Origin of the sequence: Streptomyces achromogenes subsp. achromogenes (assembly GCF_000720835.1) — a bacterium.
GTDB classification, from domain to species: Bacteria; Actinomycetota; Actinomycetes; order Streptomycetales; family Streptomycetaceae; genus Streptomyces; species Streptomyces achromogenes.
Window position 1 is genome coordinate 47,166 of record NZ_JODT01000029.1, and the last position, 22,809, is coordinate 69,974.

At 72.9% G+C, this 22,809-nt stretch carries 21 protein-coding genes; 10 read left to right on the forward strand and 11 right to left on the reverse strand.

The window, feature by feature from the left end:
- The first annotated feature begins 100 nt into the window (after positions 1-100).
- The 4 genes from IH25_RS0127005 (at position 101) to IH25_RS0127020 (ending at position 4,504) form a co-directional block, all read left to right on the forward strand.
- On the forward strand, positions 101-862 hold the full coding sequence (locus IH25_RS0127005) for a DeoR/GlpR family DNA-binding transcription regulator (protein WP_030615892.1): 762 nt from the start codon (positions 101-103) through the stop codon (positions 860-862).
- The gene (pfkB, locus tag IH25_RS0127010) at positions 859-1,806 is read left to right on the forward strand and encodes a 1-phosphofructokinase (protein WP_030615895.1); all 948 of its coding nucleotides are present in this window, start codon (positions 859-861) and stop codon (positions 1,804-1,806) included. The genes IH25_RS0127005 and pfkB overlap by 4 nt, the downstream gene beginning before the upstream one ends.
- A gap of 154 nt (positions 1,807-1,960) precedes the next feature.
- Positions 1,961-4,114, forward strand: coding sequence for a PTS fructose transporter subunit IIABC (locus IH25_RS0127015; RefSeq protein ID WP_030615897.1), 2,154 nt, complete (start codon positions 1,961-1,963; stop codon positions 4,112-4,114).
- 129 nt (positions 4,115-4,243) lie between these two features.
- A complete protein-coding gene (locus tag IH25_RS0127020) occupies positions 4,244-4,504 on the forward strand; it encodes a hypothetical protein (protein WP_030615900.1) in 261 nt (86 codons plus the stop codon).
- Between the two features lie 55 nt (positions 4,505-4,559).
- Here the strand turns inward: IH25_RS0127020 and IH25_RS0127025 are convergent, their stop codons facing one another.
- From IH25_RS0127025 to IH25_RS0127040, 4 genes are all read right to left on the reverse strand, one after another.
- On the reverse strand, positions 4,560-5,306 hold the full coding sequence (locus IH25_RS0127025; RefSeq protein ID WP_030615903.1) for a DUF6227 family protein: 747 nt from the start codon (positions 5,304-5,306) through the stop codon (positions 4,560-4,562).
- Between the two features lie 157 nt (positions 5,307-5,463).
- The gene (locus tag IH25_RS0127030) at positions 5,464-6,678 is read right to left on the reverse strand and encodes a L,D-transpeptidase (protein ID WP_030615907.1); all 1,215 of its coding nucleotides are present in this window, start codon (positions 6,676-6,678) and stop codon (positions 5,464-5,466) included.
- Between the two features lie 137 nt (positions 6,679-6,815).
- Complete coding sequence (locus IH25_RS0127035) at positions 6,816-7,841, reverse strand: P1 family peptidase (protein WP_030615910.1); 1,026 nt, start codon at positions 7,839-7,841, stop codon at positions 6,816-6,818.
- 36 nt (positions 7,842-7,877) lie between these two features.
- Positions 7,878-9,116, reverse strand: coding sequence for a low temperature requirement protein A (locus IH25_RS0127040; protein ID WP_030615913.1), 1,239 nt, complete (start codon positions 9,114-9,116; stop codon positions 7,878-7,880).
- A 133-nt stretch (positions 9,117-9,249) separates the two neighbouring features.
- On the opposite strand from IH25_RS0127040, the gene IH25_RS0127045 reads away from it, so the two are divergent.
- A complete protein-coding gene (locus IH25_RS0127045) occupies positions 9,250-9,432 on the forward strand; it encodes a hypothetical protein (RefSeq protein ID WP_030615916.1) in 183 nt (60 codons plus the stop codon).
- A 73-nt stretch (positions 9,433-9,505) separates the two neighbouring features.
- On the opposite strand, the gene mscL is transcribed toward IH25_RS0127045, so the two are convergent.
- From mscL to IH25_RS0127080, 6 genes are all read right to left on the reverse strand, one after another.
- Positions 9,506-9,985, reverse strand: a complete 480-nt coding sequence (mscL, locus tag IH25_RS0127050; protein ID WP_030615919.1) for a large conductance mechanosensitive channel protein MscL — start codon at positions 9,983-9,985, stop codon at positions 9,506-9,508.
- Between the two features lie 138 nt (positions 9,986-10,123).
- The gene (locus IH25_RS0127055) at positions 10,124-10,750 is read right to left on the reverse strand and encodes a CpaB family protein (protein ID WP_245172894.1); all 627 of its coding nucleotides are present in this window, start codon (positions 10,748-10,750) and stop codon (positions 10,124-10,126) included.
- A 317-nt stretch (positions 10,751-11,067) separates the two neighbouring features.
- Positions 11,068-11,901 carry an S-methyl-5'-thioadenosine phosphorylase gene (locus IH25_RS0127060; RefSeq protein WP_030615924.1) on the reverse strand — a complete coding sequence of 278 codons (834 nt, stop codon included), beginning with the start codon at positions 11,899-11,901 and terminating at the stop codon, positions 11,068-11,070.
- A 124-nt stretch (positions 11,902-12,025) separates the two neighbouring features.
- A complete protein-coding gene (locus tag IH25_RS39920; RefSeq protein ID WP_030615926.1) occupies positions 12,026-12,343 on the reverse strand; it encodes an FmdB family zinc ribbon protein in 318 nt (105 codons plus the stop codon).
- Positions 12,344-12,410: 67 nt separating this feature from the next.
- The gene (locus IH25_RS0127075) at positions 12,411-13,709 is read right to left on the reverse strand and encodes an MFS transporter (RefSeq protein ID WP_030615929.1); all 1,299 of its coding nucleotides are present in this window, start codon (positions 13,707-13,709) and stop codon (positions 12,411-12,413) included.
- 301 nt (positions 13,710-14,010) lie between these two features.
- Positions 14,011-15,546 carry a potassium/proton antiporter gene (locus tag IH25_RS0127080; protein ID WP_107058473.1) on the reverse strand — a complete coding sequence of 512 codons (1,536 nt, stop codon included), beginning with the start codon at positions 15,544-15,546 and terminating at the stop codon, positions 14,011-14,013.
- 205 nt (positions 15,547-15,751) lie between these two features.
- Between IH25_RS0127080 and IH25_RS0127085 the strand changes: the two genes are divergently transcribed.
- Positions 15,752-18,658, forward strand: coding sequence for a penicillin acylase family protein (locus IH25_RS0127085; protein ID WP_030615935.1), 2,907 nt, complete (start codon positions 15,752-15,754; stop codon positions 18,656-18,658).
- An 80-nt stretch (positions 18,659-18,738) separates the two neighbouring features.
- On the opposite strand, the gene IH25_RS0127090 is transcribed toward IH25_RS0127085, so the two are convergent.
- Complete coding sequence (locus IH25_RS0127090; protein ID WP_394298453.1) at positions 18,739-19,332, reverse strand: 5-formyltetrahydrofolate cyclo-ligase; 594 nt, start codon at positions 19,330-19,332, stop codon at positions 18,739-18,741.
- A gap of 134 nt (positions 19,333-19,466) precedes the next feature.
- Here IH25_RS0127090 and galU point away from each other — a divergent pair, with 134 nt between their 5' ends.
- The 4 genes from galU (at position 19,467) to IH25_RS0127110 (ending at position 22,800) form a co-directional block, all read left to right on the forward strand.
- Complete coding sequence (gene galU, locus IH25_RS0127095; protein WP_030615940.1) at positions 19,467-20,378, forward strand: UTP--glucose-1-phosphate uridylyltransferase GalU; 912 nt, start codon at positions 19,467-19,469, stop codon at positions 20,376-20,378.
- Positions 20,375-21,697, forward strand: coding sequence for a molybdotransferase-like divisome protein Glp (glp, locus tag IH25_RS0127100; RefSeq protein WP_030615943.1), 1,323 nt, complete (start codon positions 20,375-20,377; stop codon positions 21,695-21,697). The genes galU and glp overlap by 4 nt, the downstream gene beginning before the upstream one ends.
- A 126-nt stretch (positions 21,698-21,823) precedes the next feature.
- Positions 21,824-22,303 carry a cyclic pyranopterin monophosphate synthase MoaC gene (gene moaC / locus IH25_RS0127105; protein ID WP_030615946.1) on the forward strand — a complete coding sequence of 160 codons (480 nt, stop codon included), beginning with the start codon at positions 21,824-21,826 and terminating at the stop codon, positions 22,301-22,303.
- Positions 22,300-22,800 carry a MogA/MoaB family molybdenum cofactor biosynthesis protein gene (locus tag IH25_RS0127110; protein WP_030615948.1) on the forward strand — a complete coding sequence of 167 codons (501 nt, stop codon included), beginning with the start codon at positions 22,300-22,302 and terminating at the stop codon, positions 22,798-22,800. The genes moaC and IH25_RS0127110 overlap by 4 nt, the downstream gene beginning before the upstream one ends.
- Positions 22,801-22,809: the final 9 nt, after the last annotated feature.

Here is a 22,809-nt window from a genome sequence, read left to right on the forward strand (position 1 = left end):
TCGTGCCCGATTGAAGTCCGAACCTGTTTACTTTCCGGGAACCCGGACGTAGCCTCCTTGGGAAACCACACGTTCGGGCACGAGGCGGAGGCGAACGGACATGTACGCACCGGAGCGGCAGCAGGAGATCCTCCGGCTCGCCCGGGACGGCGGCCGGGTGGACGTGCTGTCGCTGGCCGAGGAGTTCCAGGTCACCGCGGAGACGATCCGCCGCGACCTGAAGGCCCTCGACCGCGCCGGCCTGGTCCGCCGGGTGCACGGCGGTGCCATCCCGGCCGGCCGCCTCGACTTCGAGCCGGACCTCGCCGAGCGCGAGTCCACCGCCGCCGACGAGAAGGACCGCATCGCCAAGGCGGCCCTCGCCGAACTGCCCGCCGAGGGCACGGTGATCCTCGACGCCGGTACGACGGTGGCCCGCCTCGCCGCCACCATCCCGCTGGAGTCGTCCCTCACCGTCGTCACGCACAGCCTGCCCATCGCCGCCCGGCTCGCCGACCACCCGGGCATCCAGCTCCACCTGGTGGGCGGCCGGGTACGGCACCGTACGCGCGCCGCCGTGGACGCCTGGGCGCTGCGCGCGTACGGCGAGATCCGCGCCGACGTGCTGTTCGTCGCCGCCAACGGCTTCTCCGCCGGGCACGGCCTGACCACCCCCGACCTCGCCGAGGCCGCGGTCAAACGGGCCGCGGTCGGCGCCGCGCGGCGGGTGGTGCTGCTGGCCGACTCCGGCAAGCACGGCCAGGAGCACTTCGCCCGCTTCGGCGGCCTGGGCGACGTGGACCTGCTGATCACCGACAGCGGGCTGAGCCCGGACGACGCCGCCGCCATCGAGCGCGGCGGCACGGAAGTAGTGCGCGCATGATCCTCACCGTCACCCCCAACCCCTCCCTGGACCGCACCTACGAGGTGCCCGCCCTGGAGCGCGGCGAGGTCATCCGCGCCGACGGCGAGCGCATGGACCCCGGCGGCAAGGGCGTGAACGTCTCCCGGGCCGTCGCCGCCGCCGGCCGGCGCACCCTCGCCGTCCTGCCCCTCGGCGGCGCGCCGGGCGCGCTCGTCGCCGACCTGCTGGACGCACAGGGCATCGAGGTCGCGCCGGTCCCGGTCGCCGGCGCCACCCGCTCCAACATCGCGCTCGCGGAAGCCGACGGGGTGCTCACGAAGATCAACGCGCCGGGCCCCGAACTGTCGGCGGCCGAACAGGAACTCCTGCTGGACACCGTACGGTCGCACTCCCGCGCCGCCGACTGGATCGCCTGCTGCGGCAGCCTGCCCCGCGGGCTCGCCCCCTCCTGGTACGCCGACCTCGTCACCCGGGCGCACGCCGCCGGTGCGCGGATCGCGCTGGACACCTCGGGGCGCGCCCTCCTGGAGGCGCTGCGCGCGCGGCCCGACGTGGTGAAGCCGAACGCCGAGGAGCTGGCGGAAGCCGTCGGCCGCCCCCTGGCCACCGTGGGCGACGCGCTCAAGGCGGCCGAGGAACTGCGCGCGCTGGGCGCCCGCGCCGTCCTGGCGAGCCTGGGCGCCGACGGACAGCTCCTGGTGGCGGACGCCGGTGCCTGGTTCGGCAGCGCCCGGGTGTCCGCCGTCCGCAGCAATGTCGGCGCCGGGGACGCCTCCCTGGCCGGCTTCCTCATCGCCGGCGGCACCGGTCCCGAGGCTCTCGCCTCCGCCGTCGCCCACGGCGCCGCCGCGGTCGGGCTCCCCGGCAGCGTGATGCCGACGCCCGCCGACCTGGATCCGGCGGCGGTGACCGTCACGGCGGACATCCCGCAGAACCGTGAACTGACGGAGCCGGTCTCATGACCCCGCCCGTCCGCCACGGCACCCGTCCGGGCTTTCGCCGGCTGGGCGGACAGGCCGGTCCCGTCCCCGGCACCACCCCGCCCCCTCACCGCATCCCCGTCCCCACCCCCGCCGACCCCTGTCCCCGGGCGGCACGCGCGCGAAGGAGCCCGCGATGAGCGAGATGATCGGCGCGGACCTGGTCGACCTCGACCTGTCCGCCGACACCAAGGAGGCGGCGGCCCGCGCCCTCGCCGCACGCATGGTGGCCCGGGGCCGGGTGACCGACCTGGAGGGCTTCCTCGCCGACGTGGCCGCCCGCGAGGCCCAGATGCCGACCGGGCTCGACGGCGGCATCGGCATCCCGCACTGCCGCAGCGCCCATGTCACCGAGCCGACCCTCGCCTTCGGCCGCAGCGCCGCCGGAATCGACTTCGGCGCCCCGGACGGCCCGGCCGACCTCGTCTTCCTGATCGCGGCACCCGCCGGCGCCGACGACGCCCACCTCACGATCCTCTCCTCCCTCGCCCGCAAGCTGATGGACGCCGAGTTCACGGCCGCGCTGCGGGCGGCGGACACCGCGGAGACGGCGGCGGCCCTGATCCGCGGCGACGAGCCGCCGACGGCTCAGGGAGCGCGGACCGCCGCCGCGAGCGCCACCGGGGAGACCGCGGGCGCCTCCGAAGACACCGCTGTGGTTCCGGCGGCGGCCTCCGCCGGAACCACGGCGGGCAGCACGGCTCCCCCGGCGGCGACGGGCGCCGCCGGGTCCGGTACGCCCGCTGAGCCCGGTACGCCGGCCCCCGCCCCGGACGAGCCCCGGCCCTTCCGGATCGTGGCCGTCACCTCCTGTCCCACCGGCATCGCCCACACCTACATGGCGGCCGAGTCCCTGGAGAACGCGGGCCGGGAGGCCGGGGTCGAGCTGGTCGTCGAGACGCAGGGCTCGGCCGGTTTCGCCCGGCTGGACCCGGCGGTGATCGCGGCGGCGGACGGCGTGATCCTCGCGCACGACGTCCCCGTACGCGACAAGGACCGCTTCACCGGCAAGCCGACCGTCGACGTGGGCGTGAAGGCGGGCATCAACCGCCCCGCCGAACTCATCGCGGAGGTCCGCGAGAAGGCGGCGCGCGGCGAGGTGAGCGCTCCGGCGCACGCACCGGCGGGCACGCCCGTCGAACGCGCGGGCGACGCCACCGAGGGCTACGGCACCAAGCTCCGCACCTGGCTGATGTCCGGCGTCAGCTACATGGTCCCGTTCGTCGCCGCCGGCGGTCTCCTCATCGCCCTCGGCTTCGCGATCGGCGGCTGGCAGGTGAACAAGGCGCCCTCCGTCATGGACCACTTCGTGTGGACGCAGACCGACAGCTGGGGCGCGCTGCTCTTCCAGATCGGTGGCGTCGCCTTCAAGTTCCTCGTCCCGGTCCTGGCCGGCTACATCGCCTACGGCATGGCCGACCGGCCCGGCCTCGTCCCCGGCTTCGTGGGCGGCGCGATAGCGCTGGACGCGGGCGCGGGCTTCCTCGGCGGCCTGGCGGCCGGTCTGATCGCCGGCGGCGTGGTGCTGGCGATCCAGCGGGTGCCGATCCCGGCGGTGCTGCGCGGCATCATGCCGGTGGTGGTGATCCCGCTGGTCTCCTCGGCGGTCATCGGTTTCCTGATGCTCGTCGTCATCGGCAAGCCGATCGCCTCCGCGCAAAAGGGCCTCACCGACTGGCTGAGCGGGCTCACCGGCACCAACGCCGTCCTGCTCGGCGCCCTGCTCGGCCTGATGATGTGCTTCGACCTGGGCGGCCCGGTCAACAAGGTCGCCTACGCCTTCGCCACCGCCGGCATCGCCGTCACCGACCCCAGCGACTCGGCGATGCAGATCATGGCGGCGGTGATGGCGGCCGGCATGGTCCCGCCGCTGGCGATGGCCCTGGCCACCACCGTGCGCGGCCGGCTGTTCACCCCCGCCGAGCGCGAGAACGGCAAGGCCGCCTGGGTGCTGGGCGCCTCCTTCATCTCCGAGGGCGCGATCCCGTTCGCGGCGGCCGACCCGCTGCGGGTCATCCCGTCCGCGATGGCGGGCGGCGCGCTCACCGGCGCCCTGTCGATGGCCTTCGGCGCCACCCTGCGCGCCCCGCACGGCGGCGTCTTCGTGGTCCCGCTGATCGGCAGCCCGCTGCTGTACCTGGTGGCCATCGCGGCCGGGGTGTGCGTCACCACCGCGCTGGTGGTCCTCCTCAAGGGGATGCGCGGGCAGGCCCCCGAGTCCGGCACCACCGGCCCCGCCGCGCAGGAGGCCGGAGCTCCGAAGGACACCGGGCAGCCGGTGGCCGCCTGACCGCGCGGTCCCGGCCGCCACCCTTCACGGCGTCTTGTCCCTTTGCACCGCTGTGAGTTGTTCACGGCACCTGCGAGATACATCACGGTCCGGGGCCATGGTCCCGGACCGTGGTGTCTACTGGGAGCCATGCCTGAGCACGCCACGACTCTCCAGCTGATCGGCGTGACCGTCCTCGCGGTGGCGGCCGTCGCGTGGGCCGGCGTCCTGCTGCGCCTGCTGCGCCGCGCGGGTCTCGTCGCCGGGGCGGCCGGCGCCCGGCGCCGCACCGTGCCGCTCCCGGCCGTGCCGAGCCAGACCCTGGTCGGCCCGCCCCGGGAGTCCGTCGAGCTGACCCCCGCCGAACAGGACGCCTTCGCGGGCCTGGTACGCCACCTCGCCAACGGCTGACCCACCGCACCGCCCGGCCGGCCCCCGCGCCCGGCGGGCACCGGGGCCGGCCGCGTCACCCCTGCCGCGCCGCGCGCCGCTCCATCGCTTCCCGGGCCGCCTCCTCCGACATGTACACCTCGCACATGTGCCGCCCGTCGGGCGTGGCCGTGTGCTCCACCTCCCACAGGGAGATCTCGGTGCCGTCCGGCAGCAGGAAGGCGTGCTCGTACAGCGCGTAGTTCAGACCCGTCCGGCCGGCCCGTCCCGGCCTGCCGAACGCCTGGGTGATCTCGTGCGCGGTCGCCGTCGCCAGCAGCGCCGCCGTCTTCGCGCCGGGGCGGTCGGGGTTCTCCGCGCGGCGCAGCAGCCGGCGCGCGTGGTCCGCCGAGCCGTCCGAGGCGAACACGTGCCGGGGCTCGGGGACCGCCCACAGCCGCAGCAGCGCGGGCAGTTCCCCCTCCGGGGTGTCCGTCGGCATCCCGAGCCGGGCCGCGGCGGTCCGCAGCTCCTCCTCGTCCACATACACCTCGTGCTCCGGCGCGCTGCCCGGAGTGGAGTTGTGCACCAGCTCCCACAGCGTGACCGCCGAGCCGTCGGCGAGCAGCCAGGTGTGCCGGTGGGTCTCCCGGCGCAGCCCCGAGCTGTGGTAGGCCGAGTGCAGCGAACTGTCGTGCGCGAGCGCGCAGTCCAGCCGCCGTATCACCTCGTCCGGCAGCTCGAAGGAGTTCAGGGCACGGCCGAGGAGTCGCGCGAGATGCTCCTCCGGAGACTCGGGCGACTCGGCTGGTTCGTACGCTTCGGTCTCGTACGGAACGCTCAAGGCATCTCCCGGCGTTGCTGCATGTCACCTTGTGGGTGCATACCGTAGCCCCTCGGCCGGACCTCGTGTCCGGGAACCGAGAAAACGTACGCCGGGAAAACGCGCGGGCCGCGCGAAGAGTTCCCGCGCGGCCCGCCGCTGAGTCAAAAACCGCCGGTCAGACGGCACTTCCCGCGGTCCAGGTGCTCCACGGCATGTTCCAGCCGTTGAGGCCGTTGTCGGGGGCGACCGTGGTGTCCGGGGAGTTCTTCACGATCACGACGTCCCCGATGAGCGAGTTGTCGTAGAACCACTTGGCCGACGTGTCGCCCTGTGCCCCCTGCACGTCCGCGAGGCCGACGCAGCCGTGGCTGGTACCGGTCCGGCCGAACGGCGGGTTGCCCTTGTTGTACCAGTAGTTGCCGTGGATGAACGTCCCCGACGTCGTCAGCCGCATCGCGTGCGGCACGTCCGGTATGTCGTACTCCCCGCCGAAGCCCACCGTCGAGCCGTTCATGCGGGTCTGCGTGAACTTCTCGGAGATCACCATCTGCCCGTTGTACGTCGTGTGCTCCGGGCTGCCCGCCGAGATCGGCACCGACTTGAGGGTCTGCCCGTCCCGCACCACCGTCATCGTCTGCGTGTTGACGTCGACCGTGGAGACCTGCGACCGCCCGACGGTGAAGGAGACGGTCTTCTTCTGCACGCCGTAGACGCCCCGCGCGCCCTGCACGCCGTCCAGGTCGATGTTCATGGTGACCTTGGAGCCGGCCTTCCAGTACTCCTGCGGCCGGAAGTCCAGCCGCCGGTCGCCGAACCAGTGCCCGGCCACCTGCTGGCCGCTGCTGGTGTTGACCGTGATGTGGGACTGCACGGCCTTCTTGTCCGTGATCGACTTGTCGAAGGTGAACGACACGGGCATGCCCACCCCGACCGTCGCGCCGTTGTCCGGCGTGTAGGTCCCGATGAAGCTGTTCGCGGAGCTGACGGTGGTGAAGATGGAGTTCGCCGCCGCCGTGCGGCCCTCGGGGTCCTTCGCGGTCACGTTTATCTCGTACTTCGTCCCGCGCTCCAGCCGCTGCTCCGGCTTCCAGGTGCGGCCGTCCGCCGATATCGCCCCGGGCACGGCCTGCCCGGAGCCCGCCACGGTCATCTTCACCTCGGTCAGCTTGCCGTCGCTGACCTTCACCCCGGTGGCGTTGATGGACGCCCCGGTCGAACCGTCCTTGGCCGATATCGCTATCTTCGCCGTCGACGTCTTGGGGGAATCACCGCCCTTGCCGTCGTTCCCGGCGTCGGCGTCGCCGCCGCAGGCGGTCAGGGTGAGGGCGCCGACCATCAGGGCGGCACAGGCCACCAGTGCGCGCCGCGCTGCAATGTCCGGCGTTGTCACGGGCTGCTCCAGGTTCGTGTGAGGTGCGGGTTCCGTTCCGGTCGTGAGGAAAGAGGGCGCGGGCGCGGGGGGAGGTTCCCGTCGGCCCCCGCTGACGCCATCACGTGACAGAACCGCGACAATCCGGCCCGCCCGCGCTACCCCTTCCCGTACAACTCCGTGTACGACGGCCAGACTCCGCCCGGCCCGGCGGCCGGCTCCGCGGCCCGCACCGCCCGTACGATCGCCCGCGTCACCAGGTCCGCGCCGGCCGCCAGGAGGTCGTTCGGCGCCAACGGGTGCGCGTCGAGCGGGCGGTCGCCGGTCGCCAGCGCGAACACCGTGTCCCCGTCGTGCAGGAGGTGCACCGGCCGCACCGCCCGGGCGATCCCGTCGTGCGCGGTGCCCGCCAGCTTCTGCGCCTGCGCCTTGGTCAGGGCGGCGTCCGTCGCGACCACCGCCAGCGTCGTGTTGAGCGGCGGCGGCGCGTTGCCGGCGGCGGCCTCGGCCAGGCGCCGCCGCGCGGCCTCGTGCACCCGCTCCTTCGGGTAGGCCACCCGCCCCTGGAACAACTCCCCGTACAGCACCCCCGTCTCCGGATCCAGCACGGCTCCCGCCGCGTTGACGACCACCAGCGCGGCCACCGTGATCCCCGAGCCGAGCACCGTGCTCGCGGTGCCCACCCCGCCCTTCAGCTGCCCGGCGACCGCGCCCGTGCCGGCGCCCACGCACCCCTCGGGCACCGGCGCCCCGGGCGCGCTCGCCGCCGCGGCCGCCACCGCCGCCCGGCCCGTCGCCGCGTCCGGGCGGGCCCGGAAGTCCCCGCCGCGCCCCAGGTCGAAGACGCACGCCGCGGGCACCACCGGCACGACATGCGCCGGGTCCGGCCCGACGGACACCCCGCGGCCCCGCTCCTCCAGCCAGGCCATCACCCCGGACGCCGCGTCGAGTCCGTACGCGCTCCCTCCGGTCAGCACCACCGCGTCGACCCTCTGCACCACGTTGCGCGGGTCGAGCGCGTCGGTCTCCTTGGTGCCGGGTCCGCCGCCGCGCACGTCCACCGCGGCGACGGCGCCACCCTCGGGCGCCAGGACCACCGTGGTCCCGGTGAGCCAGCCGTCACCGGCCCGGGTGGCGTGACCCACCCGCAGCCCGGCGACATCCGTCAAAGCGTCAGCTGTCATGGACGCCAGTGTGACCCAGTGCCCTCCCCGGAGGGATCAGCCGGCCGGGGAGGCCACCTCCGGCCCGCGCTCCCGGGTGGCCGGGCGTGCCGTCAGCACCACCCCGGTCGCCACCGAAGCCGCGGACACCAGCCCCGCCGTGAGCACCGCCCAGTCGCCCAGGAACGTGCAGCAGATCACCAGCAGGGCGGTGACCGGCAGCACCAGCTGCTGGGCGAGGCCCACCTTGAAGTGCCGGGAGTGCAGCGCCCACACCGTCAGCAGGAACAGCGCCGTCGGCAGGGTGACCGCGGCCGACGCGGCGAGGGTGGAGAGGTGCGCCTTGCCGGTCGCCTGCTCCACGGCCACCTCCAGGCCCGCGCCGACCGCCGCCGCCGAGGCGAACACCAGGTACTGGCCGTAGCCCCAGACGAACGCCCGCCTGCGGGAGCGTAGATGCCCGTGGATGGGGACCACGAAGTAGATCCACCACGCGGCGAAGACGATCAGCAGCCCGCCCGCCGCGATGGGCAGCAGCTCGGCCGGCGCGCTGTGCTCGGCCACCGCCGACTTCACGGCGACCGTGGCCGCGGCGATCGTCTCGCCGAGCACGATGATCGTGAACAGTCCGTACCGTTCGGCGATGTGATGCGGGTGCCAGGAGGTCATCCGCTTCCGTTCGGCGTACAGCGGCACGCACAGCTCCACGAGCGCCATCACCAGGAACACCCAGGGCCGCGCGGGCTCCGGCAGCAGCACCAGGCCGAGCCAGCCCACCTGGCACAGCAGCACCCCGCCCGCGTACCGCAGGGCCGTCGTCCGCTCCGCGCCCCCGGCCGACGCGGCGGCTCTCAGCCACTGCCAGACCATCGCCAGCCGCATGATCACATAGCCGAGCCAGACCAGCCGGAAGTCGTGGTCGGTGAAGGCCCGGGAGATACCGGCCGCCAGGACCAGCACACCGGCGATCTGCACCAGCGTGACGATCCGGTAGAGCGCGTCGTCGTTGTCGTACGCCGAGGCGAACCAGGTGAAATTCATCCAGGCCCACCAGATCGCGTAGAACGCCATCGCGTAGTCCAGGATCCCGGTGCCCGCGTGTCCTTCCGCGACGGCGTGCACCAGCTGTACGCCCGCCTGCGCGACCGCCACCACGAAGCACAGGTCGAAGAACAGCTCCAGCGGGGAGGCGACGCGGTGCGCCTCCTCCCGCCCGCGTGCGGTGAGCCGTTGCAGGGGGCGCGGGGGCCGCGGCGCGCCGGAGGAGGCGGGCGGGGGCGCTGAACTCGACATCATGATTCCCAGCACAGCAGAAACCGGCCGCGAAATCCTGTTCGCGATCCCGTGCGCACCAGGGGCGGGCCGGTCGCCCGGCGCCGGGGGCGGACAGCCCGCCGGGCCGCCGGTACCGGAGCCGTACCCTGGTGGCATGAGCACCGCTCCCGAACCCGCCCCCGAGCCGCGCGCCCCGAAGCCCGCGCTGGTCTTCGACGACCCGCTGGACCAGCAGTCCTCGGACGACACCGACCGCGGGTGGGGCGAGCGGTCCGACGGCGACAGCGCCGCCGACCTCAGGCGCTTCCTGGACGAGAAGCCGCCCCACCACCTCTGAACGGACCAGCGCGTCTGCACAGGCCAACGCGTCTGAACGGACCAGCGCCTCTCAACAGACCGCGGGAGCGTCGCTAGCGCTCGTCGCCGTGTCCCGTGCCGCGCTGTGCGACCAGGGCGTCCCGGATCTCCTTGAGCACCTCCAGCTCGCTCACCTCCACGATCTCCTTGGTGCCCTCGCGCGCCGCCTTCCGGTCCGCCTGCCGGGCCAGGTACTTGGACATCGGCAGGACCATCAGGAAGTAGACCACCGCCGCGGTGATCACGAAGGTGAGGGTGGCGCCCAGGACGGAGCCCCACAGGATCGGCACACCGCTTTGCACCGTGCCGTCGGCGGCCACCTTGCACGGGTCCTTCAGACAGGAGCTGTAGTGGTCGAGGTTCTGCGTGCCGATCGCTCCGACCAGCGGGTTGATGACCCCCTTCACCACCGAGTTGACGATGTTGGTGAAGGCCGCGCCGATGACCACCGCGACTGCCAGATCGACGACGTTGCCGCGCATCAGGAAGGCCTTGAAGCCCTGCCAGACGCTCGGTTCCTTCTTCGCGCTCACCTCGGGGACTCTCCTCGCATGCACAGGGTGTGGAACGAAACGCTCCGCAACCTACGGCAGGCAGTTGCCCTGGCGCCCCCTCGGGTAACTCGATCGAGCGACTTGACAGGAATCCGCCGACGGGGCGTACCAGCTGGTTCAGCACAGCGTCACCGCCAGGCGCGCGGTGGCACTCGCGCCGACCAGCCGGGCGGCCGTGGCGCGGGGCACCGAGAGCACGACCAGGGCTCCGCTCTCGGCGGCGCCGTCCAGCGGCTCCGGAACCTTCGTCACCCTGACCCCGCGCGCGAGGACCCGGGCGCCGCCGGTGGAATCCTGCGCCGCGATGACGTCGACGCGGTCGCCCGGCCTGAGCAGCCGCACCGTGGCGGCGTCGGCGATCCGCACCGGGGCCGTCACCGGCTCCGCCACCGGGCGGGGCCGTACCGGACCGGTGACGGGGTGCCCGCGGGGCCGCTGCGGTCCGTGCGGCTCCGGTCCCGTCCCCGGGCCCGCGGCCACCAGCGCCGCCGCGGTCACCGCGAGGCCGACGGCCAGGGCGCGCCTGCGGTGTCGTACCAGCCGTTGCAGCTGATACCGCCCGCCGCGCACCCGTACCGGATCGAAGGGAGGCACCTCGCAGGTCGCCGGGGCGTCCGTACCCAGCGGACGCGGCAGCCGGAAGGGAGGTGGGAAGGGAGAGCGGGCGGGGGAGTGCGGCCGGGGGAACGGCGGGCGCGGGAACGGGGCCGGGCCGGGGGGAGGTACGGGCGAGGGCGAGGGCATGGGATCACCGCCTGCGGGGAGGGGTTTCGGCTTGCGGTCCCACGATGGCGGCTCGCGCCGGATCCCGCCGGGAGCGGTGGACGACGCACGGCTTGTGGATAACTCGCCCACCCGAACGAGAGATTCCGCCCACCACCCGGCCCACCACCCGGCCGACCGCCCGGCAGCCGAGCCCGCGCCAGGAAGCCGTCGCGGCACGCTCGTCGGCGCGTCCCCGTTGGCGCGCCCCCGTTGGCACGCCCCGTTGGCACGCCCCGTCGGCACGCCCCGTGGGCGCGCCCTCGTCGGCCCGCCCCCCGCTCAACCGGCCGGCGGCCCTACGGCAGCGCGAACCCCGGGTTCATCCCGCCGAGGGCGTTCACGCACAGGCAGTCCCGGGCGTCGGGGGCCGGCAGGGCCGCCACCACGTCGAACAGGACGCCGCGCAGGCGGTCGACGTTGGCCGAGAAGACCCGCAGGACCTCCTCGTGCGAGACGCCCTCGCCGGTCTCGGCACCCGCGTCGTGGTCGGTGACCAGGGTCAGCGAGGTGTAGCACAGCTCCAGTTCCCGGGCGAGCGCCGCTTCCGGGTGGCCGGTCATGCCCACCACCGACCAGCCCTGGGCCTGGTGCCACAGCGACTCGGCACGCGTGGAGAAGCGCGGGCCCTCCACCACGACCAGCGTGCCGCCGTCCACCGGCTCCCAGTCCCGGCCGCGCGCCGCCTTAAGCGCGACGGCCCGGCCGGTGGGGCAGTAGGGGTCGGCCAGGGACACGTGGACCACGTTCGGCACGGTGCCGTCGGGCAGCGGCAGCCCGTCGAAGTAGGTCTGCGCCCTGGACTTCGTACGGTCCACCAGCTGGTCCGGGACCAGCAGGGTGCCCGGGCCGTACTCGGGGCGCAGCCCGCCCACCGCGCAGGGGCCGAGCACCTGCCGGACGCCGACGGAGCGCAGCGCCCAGAGGTTGGCGCGGTAGTTGATGCGGTGCGGCGGCAGATGGTGGCCGCGGCCGTGGCGGGGCAGGAACGCGACCCGCCGCCCGGCGACCTCGCCGAGGAACAGGGAGTCGCTGGGCGCTCCGTAGGGGGTGTCCACCTGGACCTCGGTCACGTCGTCCAGGAAGGAGTAGAACCCCGAGCCGCCGATTACGCCGATCTCTGCGTTCGCCATGACCAGCACACTAGCGGGCCCCGTCACCGCTCGGCAGCCGGTGCGCGGACGGCCGCGCCCGCGGCGGCGCCGGGACGCCGAAGACCCCGCCGTCGGGGGACGGCAGGGTCACGGTTGAGAGATCTCAGGCGGCGGAGCTGCTGGTGGAGCTCGACGAGGACGACGAAGACGAAGCCGACGACGTCGAAGAGGACGAGGTCGAGGACGTCTTCGCGTCGGACGACGAGCCGGCCGGCTTCGAGGCCGGGCTGCTGCTCGACGTGGAGCCGCGGGAGTCGTTGCGGTAGAACCCGGAGCCCTTGAAGACGATGCCGACCGCGGAGAACACCTTCTTCAGGCGCCCCTTGCAGCTGGGGCACTCGGTCAGGGCATCGTCGGTGAACTTCTGCACCGCCTCAAGGCCCTCGCCGCACTCGGTGCACTGGTACTGGTAGGTCGGCACTGTCTTCCTCCTGGCACTCTCACTCAATGAGTGCTAACGACGGTCCATAGTGACGCATTCCCGGGGATCAGTCCACCGCTACCGGGGTGCGGTGACCCACGCCACGTGCCACGGTGCGGTTCCGGTCCGGTGTGGCCAGCCGCGAGCGCAGGGCCGCGAGGGTGATCAGCGCGAGCACGGTACCGCCCATGGGCACCAGGAACCCGGCGCCGTCCCACAGCCGGTCCTCCAGCTGTCCCGCGACCGTCACGGCGGCGGCCTGGCCGAGTGCGACCGCGCCGGTCAGCCAGGTGAAGGCCTCGGTGCGGGCGCCGGCCGGGACGAGGCCGTCGACCAGCGTGTAGCCGGTGATCAGGGACGGGGCGATGCACATGCCGACCAGCAGGCCGAGCGCGGCGAGCAGCGCGACGGAGTGCGCCGTCCACAGCGCCGACGCCGCCACCGCGAGCGCCGTGTAACCGATCAGCAGCCGCTTCTGGGGCGCGGCCTTCCAGGCGATCGCGCCGCAGACGATGCCGGACAGCATGTTCCCGGCGGCGAAGACGCCGTACAGCACGCCGTTCAGACCGGGCTCGCCGATCGACTCGGTGAAGGCCGCGAGCGAGACCTGCATGCCGCCGAAGACCGACCCGATGCCCAGGAAGGTCACGACCAGCACGCGCACGCCCGGGACGCGCAGGGCCGAGGCGGGCGCCACGCGCGCGTGCCCGCTCTCCTGGGACACCGACGGCTGGGTGCTCTTCTGGGCGGCGAAGAGGAGACCGCCGACGAGGGTCAGCGCGCCCTCCGTCATCAGACCGGCGGCCGGCGCCACGGTGGTGCACAGCGCGGTCGCCAGCAGGGGGCCGAAGACGAACGTCAGCTCGTCCGTGACCGACTCGAAGGCCGCCGCGGTGGTCATCAGGGGGGAGCCCTGGAGCTTGACCCCCCAGCGCGCCCGCACCATGGGGCCGACCTGGGGCACCGAGGCGCCGGTCGGGACGGCCGCGACGAACAGCGCCCACAGGGGGGCGTGCGCCAGCGCGAGCGCCGTCAGGGACAGACCGGAGACCGTGTGCACCAGTACGCCGGGCACCAGGACCGCGCGCTGGCCGTAGCGGTCGGCCAGCCGGCCGCTGTAGGGCGCGAACAGCGCCATGGAGACGCCCGTGACCGCGGCGACGGCGCCCGCGGCGCCGTACGAGCCGGTGGTGTGCTGGACGAGCAGCACGATGGAGAGGGTGAGCATCGCGAACGGCTGGCGCGCCGCGAAGCCGGGCAGCAGGAACGTCCAGGCGCCGCGGGTGCGCAGCAGCTGTCCGTATCCGGGGCGGGAGGACGCCGGCGAGGTCTTCTCCGGTTCGGTGGTGGTGACCGTGGATCCCACGGCCCGTGCCTTTCTGCCGCCTGGTAGCGCGCGGACCCCGTGCGGGCCGGGCGCCGAGAGCTGTCCTCTTGCGCGGACTGCGGTAGATGCCGGTGCCCGCTCGAGTGGGGGCGCCCCGGCCGCCATACGGTCGCGCCAGCTCTGCGTCAGGCAGAGTTGGTTCGATCAGGGTGCGCCCCAATCGTACAGGGATCACCGCTCGCACGACTGTGAAAACGAGCACCATCCGGGCGGCCACCTCGGATTCCACGGGGTGCGACCGCCGTGAAGCGTGCCTCCGAAGGCGCCGGAAAGCACCCCCTCAACGCGAGCCGTTCGTCCCCAGCCACCCCGCCAGCTTGCCCCCGTGGGCGACCGCGCGCAGGCGCCGTTCCGCCGCGTCGCGGACCGGATCGGTGGCGACGACCAGCAGTTCGTCGCCGCGCCGCAGCACCGTCGTGGGCAGTGGGACAAACGATTCTTCCTCGCGGACGACCAGCGTGACGGCCGCGCCCGGCGGCAGCCGCAGCTCGCTGATCTCCACGCCGTGCATCCGCGACCCCTCCGGGATGGTGACGGACAGCAGATGCCCGCGCAGCCGCTCCAGGGGCGCCGACTCGATGCCGAGGTCGGACGCCTCGCCCTGCTCGCCCAGCCGCAGCAGACGCGCCATCCAGGGCAGGGTCGGCCCCTGGACCAGGGTGTAGACGACGACCAGCACGAAGACGATGTTGAAGATGCGGCGGCTGGCGTCGACGCCGTTCACCATGGGGATGGTGGCCAGGATGACGGGCACGGCGCCGCGCAGCCCCGCCCACGACATCAGCGCCTGCTCCCGCCACGGCACCCGGAACGGCGCCAGGCTGCCCACCACGCTCAGCGGGCGGGCCACCATGGTCAGCACCAGCCCGATGACCACGGCGGGCAGGACGTCGTCGCCCAGCTCGTGCGGGGTGACCAGCAGGCCGAGGACGACGAACATGCCGATCTGGGCGATCCAGCCGAGCCCCTCGGCGAAGCCGCGCGTGGCCGGCCAGTGCGGCAGGCGCGCGTTGCCGAGCATCATCGAGGCCAGGTAGACGGCGAGGAAGCCGCTGCCGTGCGCCAGGGCGCCGGCGGCGTAGGCGGAGACGGCGATCGCGAGCACGGCGATCGGGTAGAGACCGGACGCCGGCAGCGCCACGTGCCTGAGCCCCCAGGACCCGAACCAGCCGACGGCTATGCCGATGGCCGCGCCGATGGCCAGCTCCAGGACGATCTCGCCGAGCAGCAGGTACCAGTGCTCGACCGGGCCGGCCGTGGAGAAGGCGACGACGAGGATGACCACCGGGGCGTCGTTGAAGCCGGACTCCGCCTCCAGCGTGCCCGTCACGCGCGCGGGGAGCGGAATCCTGCGCAGGACCGAGAAGACCGCCGCCGCGTCCGTCGACGACACCACCGCGCCGATGATGAGCGCCTGCCGCCACTCCAGCCCCACCAGGTAGTGCGCGCCCGCCGCGGTGACCCCGACGCTGATCGCGACCCCCGCCGTGGCCAGCACGGAGGCGGAGGCCAGGACCGGCCGGACCTCCTTCCACTTCGTGCCGAGGCCGCCCTCGGCCAGGATCACGACGAGGGCCGCGTACCCCATGACCTGGGTCACCTCGGCGCTGTCGAAGTGGATGCCGCCGATGCCGTCCTGGCCCATGAGGACGCCGATGCCGAGGTAGACGAGCAGGCTGGGGAGCCCGCTGCGGGAGGAGATCCGGACGGCCGCGACGGCGACGAGCAGGACGGCGGAGCAGACGAGCAGGAGCTGGTTGAGGTGGTGAACAGTCAGCGGGCGTTCCTCCCTCGTATGGGGCCGAAGCCTCCGTATCCGGGACCGGTGCCTCCGGTTACTTCGTTACCTTACCTAACTCTTGACGCTTTCTTGACGTTCGGCAGGGCAAGATCGAACGCTCGTGCGCGCTGGTTCCCCACTCCGCGTCAAGCGGGACGGGGCCCTGCGCCTATGGTTGCTCCAGCGCTCATTCAAAGTCACAGCCCGACCTGCCGCTCGCGTTAGGACAGCAAGGACAGCGATGCCCCCCAACACCACCGCCACAACGGGTGACACCGCCACCACGGGTGCCACGTCCGTCAAGTCCGGCAGGAAGAAGGGGCGCAAAGCCCGACTGATCGTGCTGGTGCTGGTCCTGGCCGTCATCGCGGGCATCGCCTACGGGGCGTACTGGACGATCAGCACCGTCCGCGCCTCCTTCCCGCAGACCACCGGCACGCTCCGGCTCGACGGCCTGTCCGGCCCGGTCGACGTGAAGCGGGACGGCTACGGCATCCCGCAGATCTACGCCTCCTCGGACGAGGACCTGTTCATGGCGCAGGGCTACGTCCAGGCGCAGGACCGGTTCTACGAGATGGACGTGCGCCGGCACATGACCTCCGGGCGCCTGTCGGAGATGTTCGGCAAGAGCCAGGTCGACAACGACGAGTTCCTGCGCACCCTCGGCTGGGACCGGATCGCCGAGCAGGAGTACGAGACCAAGCTGTCGGCCGCCACGAAGAAGTACCTCCAGGCCTACGCCAAGGGCGTCAACGCCTACCTGGAGGGCAAGAACGGCAAGGACCTCTCCCTGGAGTACGCGGCCCTGGGTCTGACCAACGACTACAAGCCGCAGAAGTGGACCCCGGTCGACTCCGTGTCGTGGCTGAAGGCGATGGCCTGGGACCTGCGCGGCAACATGCGCGACGAGATCGACCGCGCCCTGATGACCAGCCGCCTCGGTCCGCAGCAGATCCAGGACCTGTACCCGGCCTACCCGGCCGCCCGCAACAAGCCGATCGTGCAGGAGGGCCAGTACGACGAACTGACCCAGGCCTTCGAGCAGAGCGGCGCCACGGGCACGTCCGGCAGCACGGGCACGACGGGCACGACCGGTACGACGGGGACGACCGGAACCACGGGAACGACCGGTACGACCGGCACCACGGGGACCACCGGCACGACCGGCACCACGGGCGGCCTCACCGGCTCCTCCCAGGGCGCGGCGGGCACCACCGGCTCCTCCACCGCCACCGGCGGCGGATCGACGCTCAGCGGCCAGCTGGAGGGCCTCACCGAGGTCCTGGACGACCTGCCCACGGCCGTCGGCGTGAACGGCCAGGGCATCGGCTCCAACTCCTGGGTGGTCGCCGGGAAGCACACCATCACCGGCAAGCCGCTGCTCGCCAACGACCCGCACCTGTCGGCGTCCCTGCCGTCCGTCTGGTACCAGATGGGCCTGCACTGCCGGAGCGTCTCCGACAAGTGCCAGTACGACGTCTCGGGCTACACCTTCGCCGGCATGCCCGGTGTGGTCATCGGCCACAACGCGAAGATCGCCTGGGGCCTGACCAACTCCGGTGTCGACGTCACCGACCTCTACCTGGAGAAGGTCAGCGCGAACGGCTACCTCTACGACGGCAAGGTCCGCCCGTTCAAGACCCGCGAGGAGACGATCAAGGTCGCCGGCGGCAAGTCCAAGACGATCGTCGTCCGCCAGACCCAGGACGGGATGCCGCTGCTGTCCGACCGCGACGACGAACTCGTCCAGGTCGGCAAGAAGGCCACCGTGAACACCGCCGCGCCCGACCGCGGCGACGGCTACGGCATCGCGCTGCGGTGGACCGCGCTCGACCCGGGCACCACCATGGACGCCGTGTTCGCGCTGGACAAGGCGGCCGACTGGAGCGAGTTCCGCGCGGCGGCGGCCCAGTTCGACGTCCCCTCGCAGAACCTGGTCTACGCCAGCACGGACAACCACATCGGCTACACGCTGCCCGGCCGGATCCCCACCCGCTCGGAGAAGGACACCGGCGCCCTCCCGGCACCGGGCTGGGACTCGAAGTACCGCTGGACCGGCTTCGTCAAGCAGGACGAACTGCCCTACGAGTACGACCCCGAGCGCGGCTACATCGTCACCGCCAACCAGGCCGTGGTCGACCCGGAGAAGTACCCGTACACGCTGACCACCGACTGGGGCTACGGCACCCGCAGCCAGCGCATCACCGACCTGATCGAGTCCAAGATCAAGGGCGGCGGCAAGGTCTCCACCGACGACATGCGGCAGATGCAGCTGGACAACAGCAGCGAGATCGCCAAGCTCCTGGTGCCCCAGCTGCTGAAGATCAACCTGTCCGACCCGGAGGTCCGCCAGGCGCAGAAGCTGCTGGAGGGCTGGGACTACACCCAGGACGCCGACTCGGCGGCGGCGGCGTACTTCAATGCCGTCTGGCGCAACGTCCTCAAGCTGGCCTTCGGTAACAAGATGCCCAAGGAGCTGCGGGTCAAGGGGCAGTGCCTGTGGGTCGACAAGATCGACAGCACCGGCCCGGTGGACGACGACACCAAGGTGCGCGAGTGCGGTCAGCGCGACGCCGACCAGGCGCAGCCGGACGGCGGCGACCGCTGGTTCGAGGTCGTGCGCACCCTGATGGACAAGCCGGACAGCGACTGGTGGAAGGCGCCCAAGTCGGGCACCCGCCCCGGCGCCGCCAACCGCGACCAGCTCTTCGCCCGGGCCATGATCGACGCCCGCTGGGAGCTGACCGCCAAGCTCGGCAAGGACATCGACACCTGGAGCTGGGGCCGGCTGCACCGGCTGTTCCTGAAGAACCAGACACTGGGCACCGAGGGCCCCAAGGCCCTGCAGCTCCTGCTGAACCGCGGCCCCTGGAAGCTCAGCGGCGGCGAGGCCGCGGTGAACGCGACCGGCTGGAACGCGGCCGGCGGCTACGACGTGATCTGGGTGCCGTCCATGCGGATGGTCGTCAACCTCGCCGACCTGGACAAGTCGAAGTGGATCAACCTGGCCGGCGCCTCCGGGCACGCGTTCAACGCGCACTACACCGACCAGACCGGCAAGTGGGCCGCGGGCGAACTGCTGCCCTGGTCGTTCTCGGGCAAGGCGGTGGACGCCGGCACGAGCGACACCCTCGTCCTGAAGCCGTGACCTCGGCGGCACTCCGCTGAAACGGCCCTCCACGCGCGCGTGGAGGGCCGTTTTCCGTTCAGGAGACGTTCCGGAGGCCTTCAGGAGACGGGCCGGGCGCCCGGGAAGCAGTGCACGCCCGACGGCGTCACCGCGACGTGCACCGGCCTGTCGTGCGCCTCGGCCGGGACGCGCGCGACGACCTCCGTGTCGTAGAGCAGCACCACGAGCCGGGGGTGTGCCCCCGCGCGCTCCAGCCGGGCCAGCACCCGGTCGTAGGAGCCTCCGCCGCGCCCCAGGCGCGTCCCGTGCGCGTCCACCGCGAGACCGGGCAGCAGGACGACGTCCGCGCCCGTCACGGCGTCCGGGCCGAGGCGCGCACCGGAAGGTTCGAAAAGCGCCATCTTCCCGCTGTGCCGGATTTGTTCAAGAGAGTCCGGGCCGGTGTATTCGCCCCAGTCCAGGTCGTTGTCGGGCAGCAGTGCCGGGAGCAGCACCCGCACCCCTCGCGCGCGCAGCGCCTCCAGCAGCGGGAGGGTGGCCGGTTCGCCGCCCACCGAGACGTACGCCGCCACCGTCCGCCCCGCGGCCAGCTCGGGCAGCTCCAGGGCGCGCTCGGCCAACTCGCGGCCCGCCTCCCGGATCTCGGCCGCCGTCAACCTGTTCCTTACGTCCAGGAACTCCCGCCGCAACACACGCTTGTCAGGATCGCCCGCAGGTCCGTGGTGTTCCACTGGTCGTTCTCGCCCCCTTCGTCATGCCGCTCATTTGAGCGGCAAGCTGCCGGAGCCACAGTTTGCGCACAAAGGCACCGGATATTGTGGCGGGCATGACTCAGTCCCACTCCAGGATCAGCAAGGCTGTCATTCCCGCGGCCGGCCTCGGTACCCGGTTCCTGCCGGCGACCAAGGCCACTCCCAAGGAGATGCTGCCCGTCGTAGACAAGCCGGCGATCCAGTATGTGGTCGAGGAGGCCGTGTCGGCGGGGCTCGACGACGTCCTCATGATCACCGGGCGCAACAAGCGGCCGCTGGAGGACCACTTCGACCGCAATTACGAGCTGGAAAGCGCGCTGCAGAAGAAGGGCGACGCCCAGCGGCTCGCGAAGGTGCAGGAGTCCAGCGACCTGGCCACCATGCACTACGTCCGCCAGGGCGACCCCAGGGGACTCGGTCACGCCGTGCTGTGCGCCGCCCCGCACGTCGGCCACGAACCCTTCGCCGTCCTCCTCGGCGACGACCTGATCGACCCCCGTGACCCGCTGCTGCGGCGCATGATCGAGGTCCAGGAGCGGCACGGCGGCAGCGTCGTCGCCCTCATGGAGGTCGCTCCCGAGCAGATCCACCTCTATGGCTGCGCGGCCGTGGAGGCCACCGCCGACGGCGACGTGGTGAAGGTCACGGGACTGGTGGAGAAGCCGGACCCGGCGGACGCCCCGTCCAGCTACGCGATCATCGGCCGCTACGTCCTCGACCCGGGCATCTTCGGCATCCTGCGCGAGACCGAGCCGGGCCGCGGCGGCGAGATCCAGCTCACCGACGCCCTCCAGCAGCTCGCCCAGGACGAGAAGGTCGGCGGCCCCGTGCACGGCGTCGTCTTCCAGGGCCGCCGCTACGACACCGGCGACCGCGGCGACTATCTGCGGGCCATTGTCAGACTCGCGTGCGAACGTGAAGACCTGGGCCCGGACTTCCGGACCTGGCTCCGCAGTTACGTAGCCGAGGAGATGCAGCAGCCTTGAGCAGCGCCGCGACCCGTCCCGCCGGCCCGGACGACCTGTGGTCGGTGGACGAGCACCTGGACGACATCCTCGCCACCGTCCGCCCCCTGGAGCCCATCGAGCTGCAACTGCTCGACGCCCAGGGCTGCGTCCTGGTGGAGAACGTCACGGTGCCCGTCTCCCTGCCCCCGTTCGACAACAGCTCCATGGACGGGTACGCGGTACGGGTCGCGGACGTCGCCGGCGCGAGCGAGGAGTTCCCGGCCGCCCTGGAGGTCGTCGGGGACGTCGCGGCCGGCGCCGCCGATCCGGTGCGGGTCGGCCCCGGGCAGGCCGCGCGGATCATGACCGGCGCCCCGCTGCCGCCCGGCGCCGAGGCCGTCGTCCCCGTCGAGTGGACCGACGGCGGGCTCGGCGAGGGCCCGGCGAGCGGCATGCGGGCGCGCAGCCTGGCCCCCGAGGGCGCCGAGGGGCAGGTGCACGTGTACCGGCCCGCCGAGGCCCGCGCGCACGTACGGGCCGAGGGCAGCGACGTACGGGCCGGCGAGCTCGCCCTAAAGGCCGGTACGGTCCTCGGCGCGCCGCAGATCGCGCTGCTCGCCGCGATCGGCCGCGGCACGGTCCGGGTCCATCCGCGCCCGCGCGTGGTCGTGCTGTCCACCGGCAGCGAACTCGTCCAGCCCGGCGAGGAACTGGCCCCCGGGCAGATCCACGACTCCAACAGCTTCGCCCTCACCGCCGCCGCGCGGGACGCGGGCGCCATCGCCTACCGGGTGGGCGCGGTCGCCGACGACGCCGAGACGCTCCGCACCACCATCGAGGACCAGCTCATCCGCGCCGACCTGCTGGTGACCACCGGCGGGGTCAGCGTGGGCGCCTACGACGTCGTCAAGGAGGCGCTGTCGTCCGTCGGCGACGAGGACGAGCCGGGCGGCGGGGTGGAGTTCCGCAGGCTCGCCATGCAGCCCGGCAAGCCGCAGGGCTTCGGCACCATCGGCCCCGACCACACCCCGCTGCTGGCCCTGCCCGGCAACCCGGTGTCGTCGTACGTCTCCTTCGAGCTGTTCGTCCGCCCCGCCATCCGTGCCCTGATGGGCCTGACCGAGCTCCACCGGCCCCGCGCCCGGGCCGTGCTGAAGGCGGACGCCGCGCTGCGCTCGCCCCGGGGCCGCCGCCAGTTCCTGCGCGGCCGGTACGCCGACGGCGAGGTGACCCCCGTGGGGGGAGCCGGTTCCCACCTGATCGCGGCGCTCGCCAAGGCCGACGCGCTGATCGTCGTCCCCGAGGACACGGAGTCCGTGGAGCCCGGCGGCGAGGTGGAGGTCGTCCTGCTCGGCTGAGGCACGCGCGCGTGCCTGTCCACAGGACGATCCTGGTCCGCTGCCCGGCCCGGCTTGGCGGTACCGTTGCGCGCACAGCTGGCCCGCGCTCCGCACCGCGCGGGCCCGGACCGGGAGCGCCACAGCATGAGTACGCAGGAACGGCTGACGCACATCGACGAGGCGGGTGCGGCCCGCATGGTCGACGTATCCGGGAAGGACGTGACCGCGCGCACCGCCCGTGCCAGTGGCCGGGTCCTCGTCGCACCGCGCGTGGTCGAGCTGCTGCGCGGCGAGGGGATGCCCAAGGGTGACGCCCTGGCCACCGCGCGCATCGCCGGGATCATGGGGGCCAAGCGGACCCCGGACCTGATCCCGCTGTGCCACCCGTTGTCGGTGTCCGGTGTGACACTGGACCTGTCGGTCGCGGACGACGCCGTGGAGATCCGGGCCACCGTGAAGACCACGGACCGCACGGGCGTCGAGATGGAGGCCCTCACCGCGGTGACGGTCGCCGCGCTCACCGTGGTCGACATGGTCAAGGCGGTCGACAAGGGAGCGGTCATCACGGACGTGCGGGTGGAGGAGAAGACGGGCGGCAAGTCGGGCGACTGGAGCCGGGCATGAGCTACCGCGCCCTGGTGATCACCGCGTCCAGCCGGGCCGCCGCGGGCGTCTACCCGGACAAGGGCGGCCCGCTGGTCGCCGACGGTCTGCGGAGCCTCGGCCTCGACGTGGCCGGGCCGCGGGTCGTCGCCGACGGCGCCCCCGTGGAGGAGGCCCTGCGGGCGGCCGTGGCGGCCGGGTACGACGTCGTGGTCACCACCGGCGGCACCGGCATCTCGCCCACCGACCGCACCCCGGAGGCCACCCGCGCGGTGATCGACCGGGAGGTGCCGGGCATCGCCGAGGCCATCCGGGCCCACGGGCGCGAGAAGGTGCCCACCGCCGCGCTGTCCCGCGGCCTGGCGGGCGTGGCCGGCCGGACACTGATCGTGAACCTGCCCGGGTCGACCGGCGGGGTGCGCGACGGGCTGGCCGTGCTGGAGCCGCTGCTGGTGCACGCCGTCGACCAGATCCGCGGCGGCGACCACCCGAGATCCGGCAGTGGGGGTGCGAGCTGAACAGCCCTT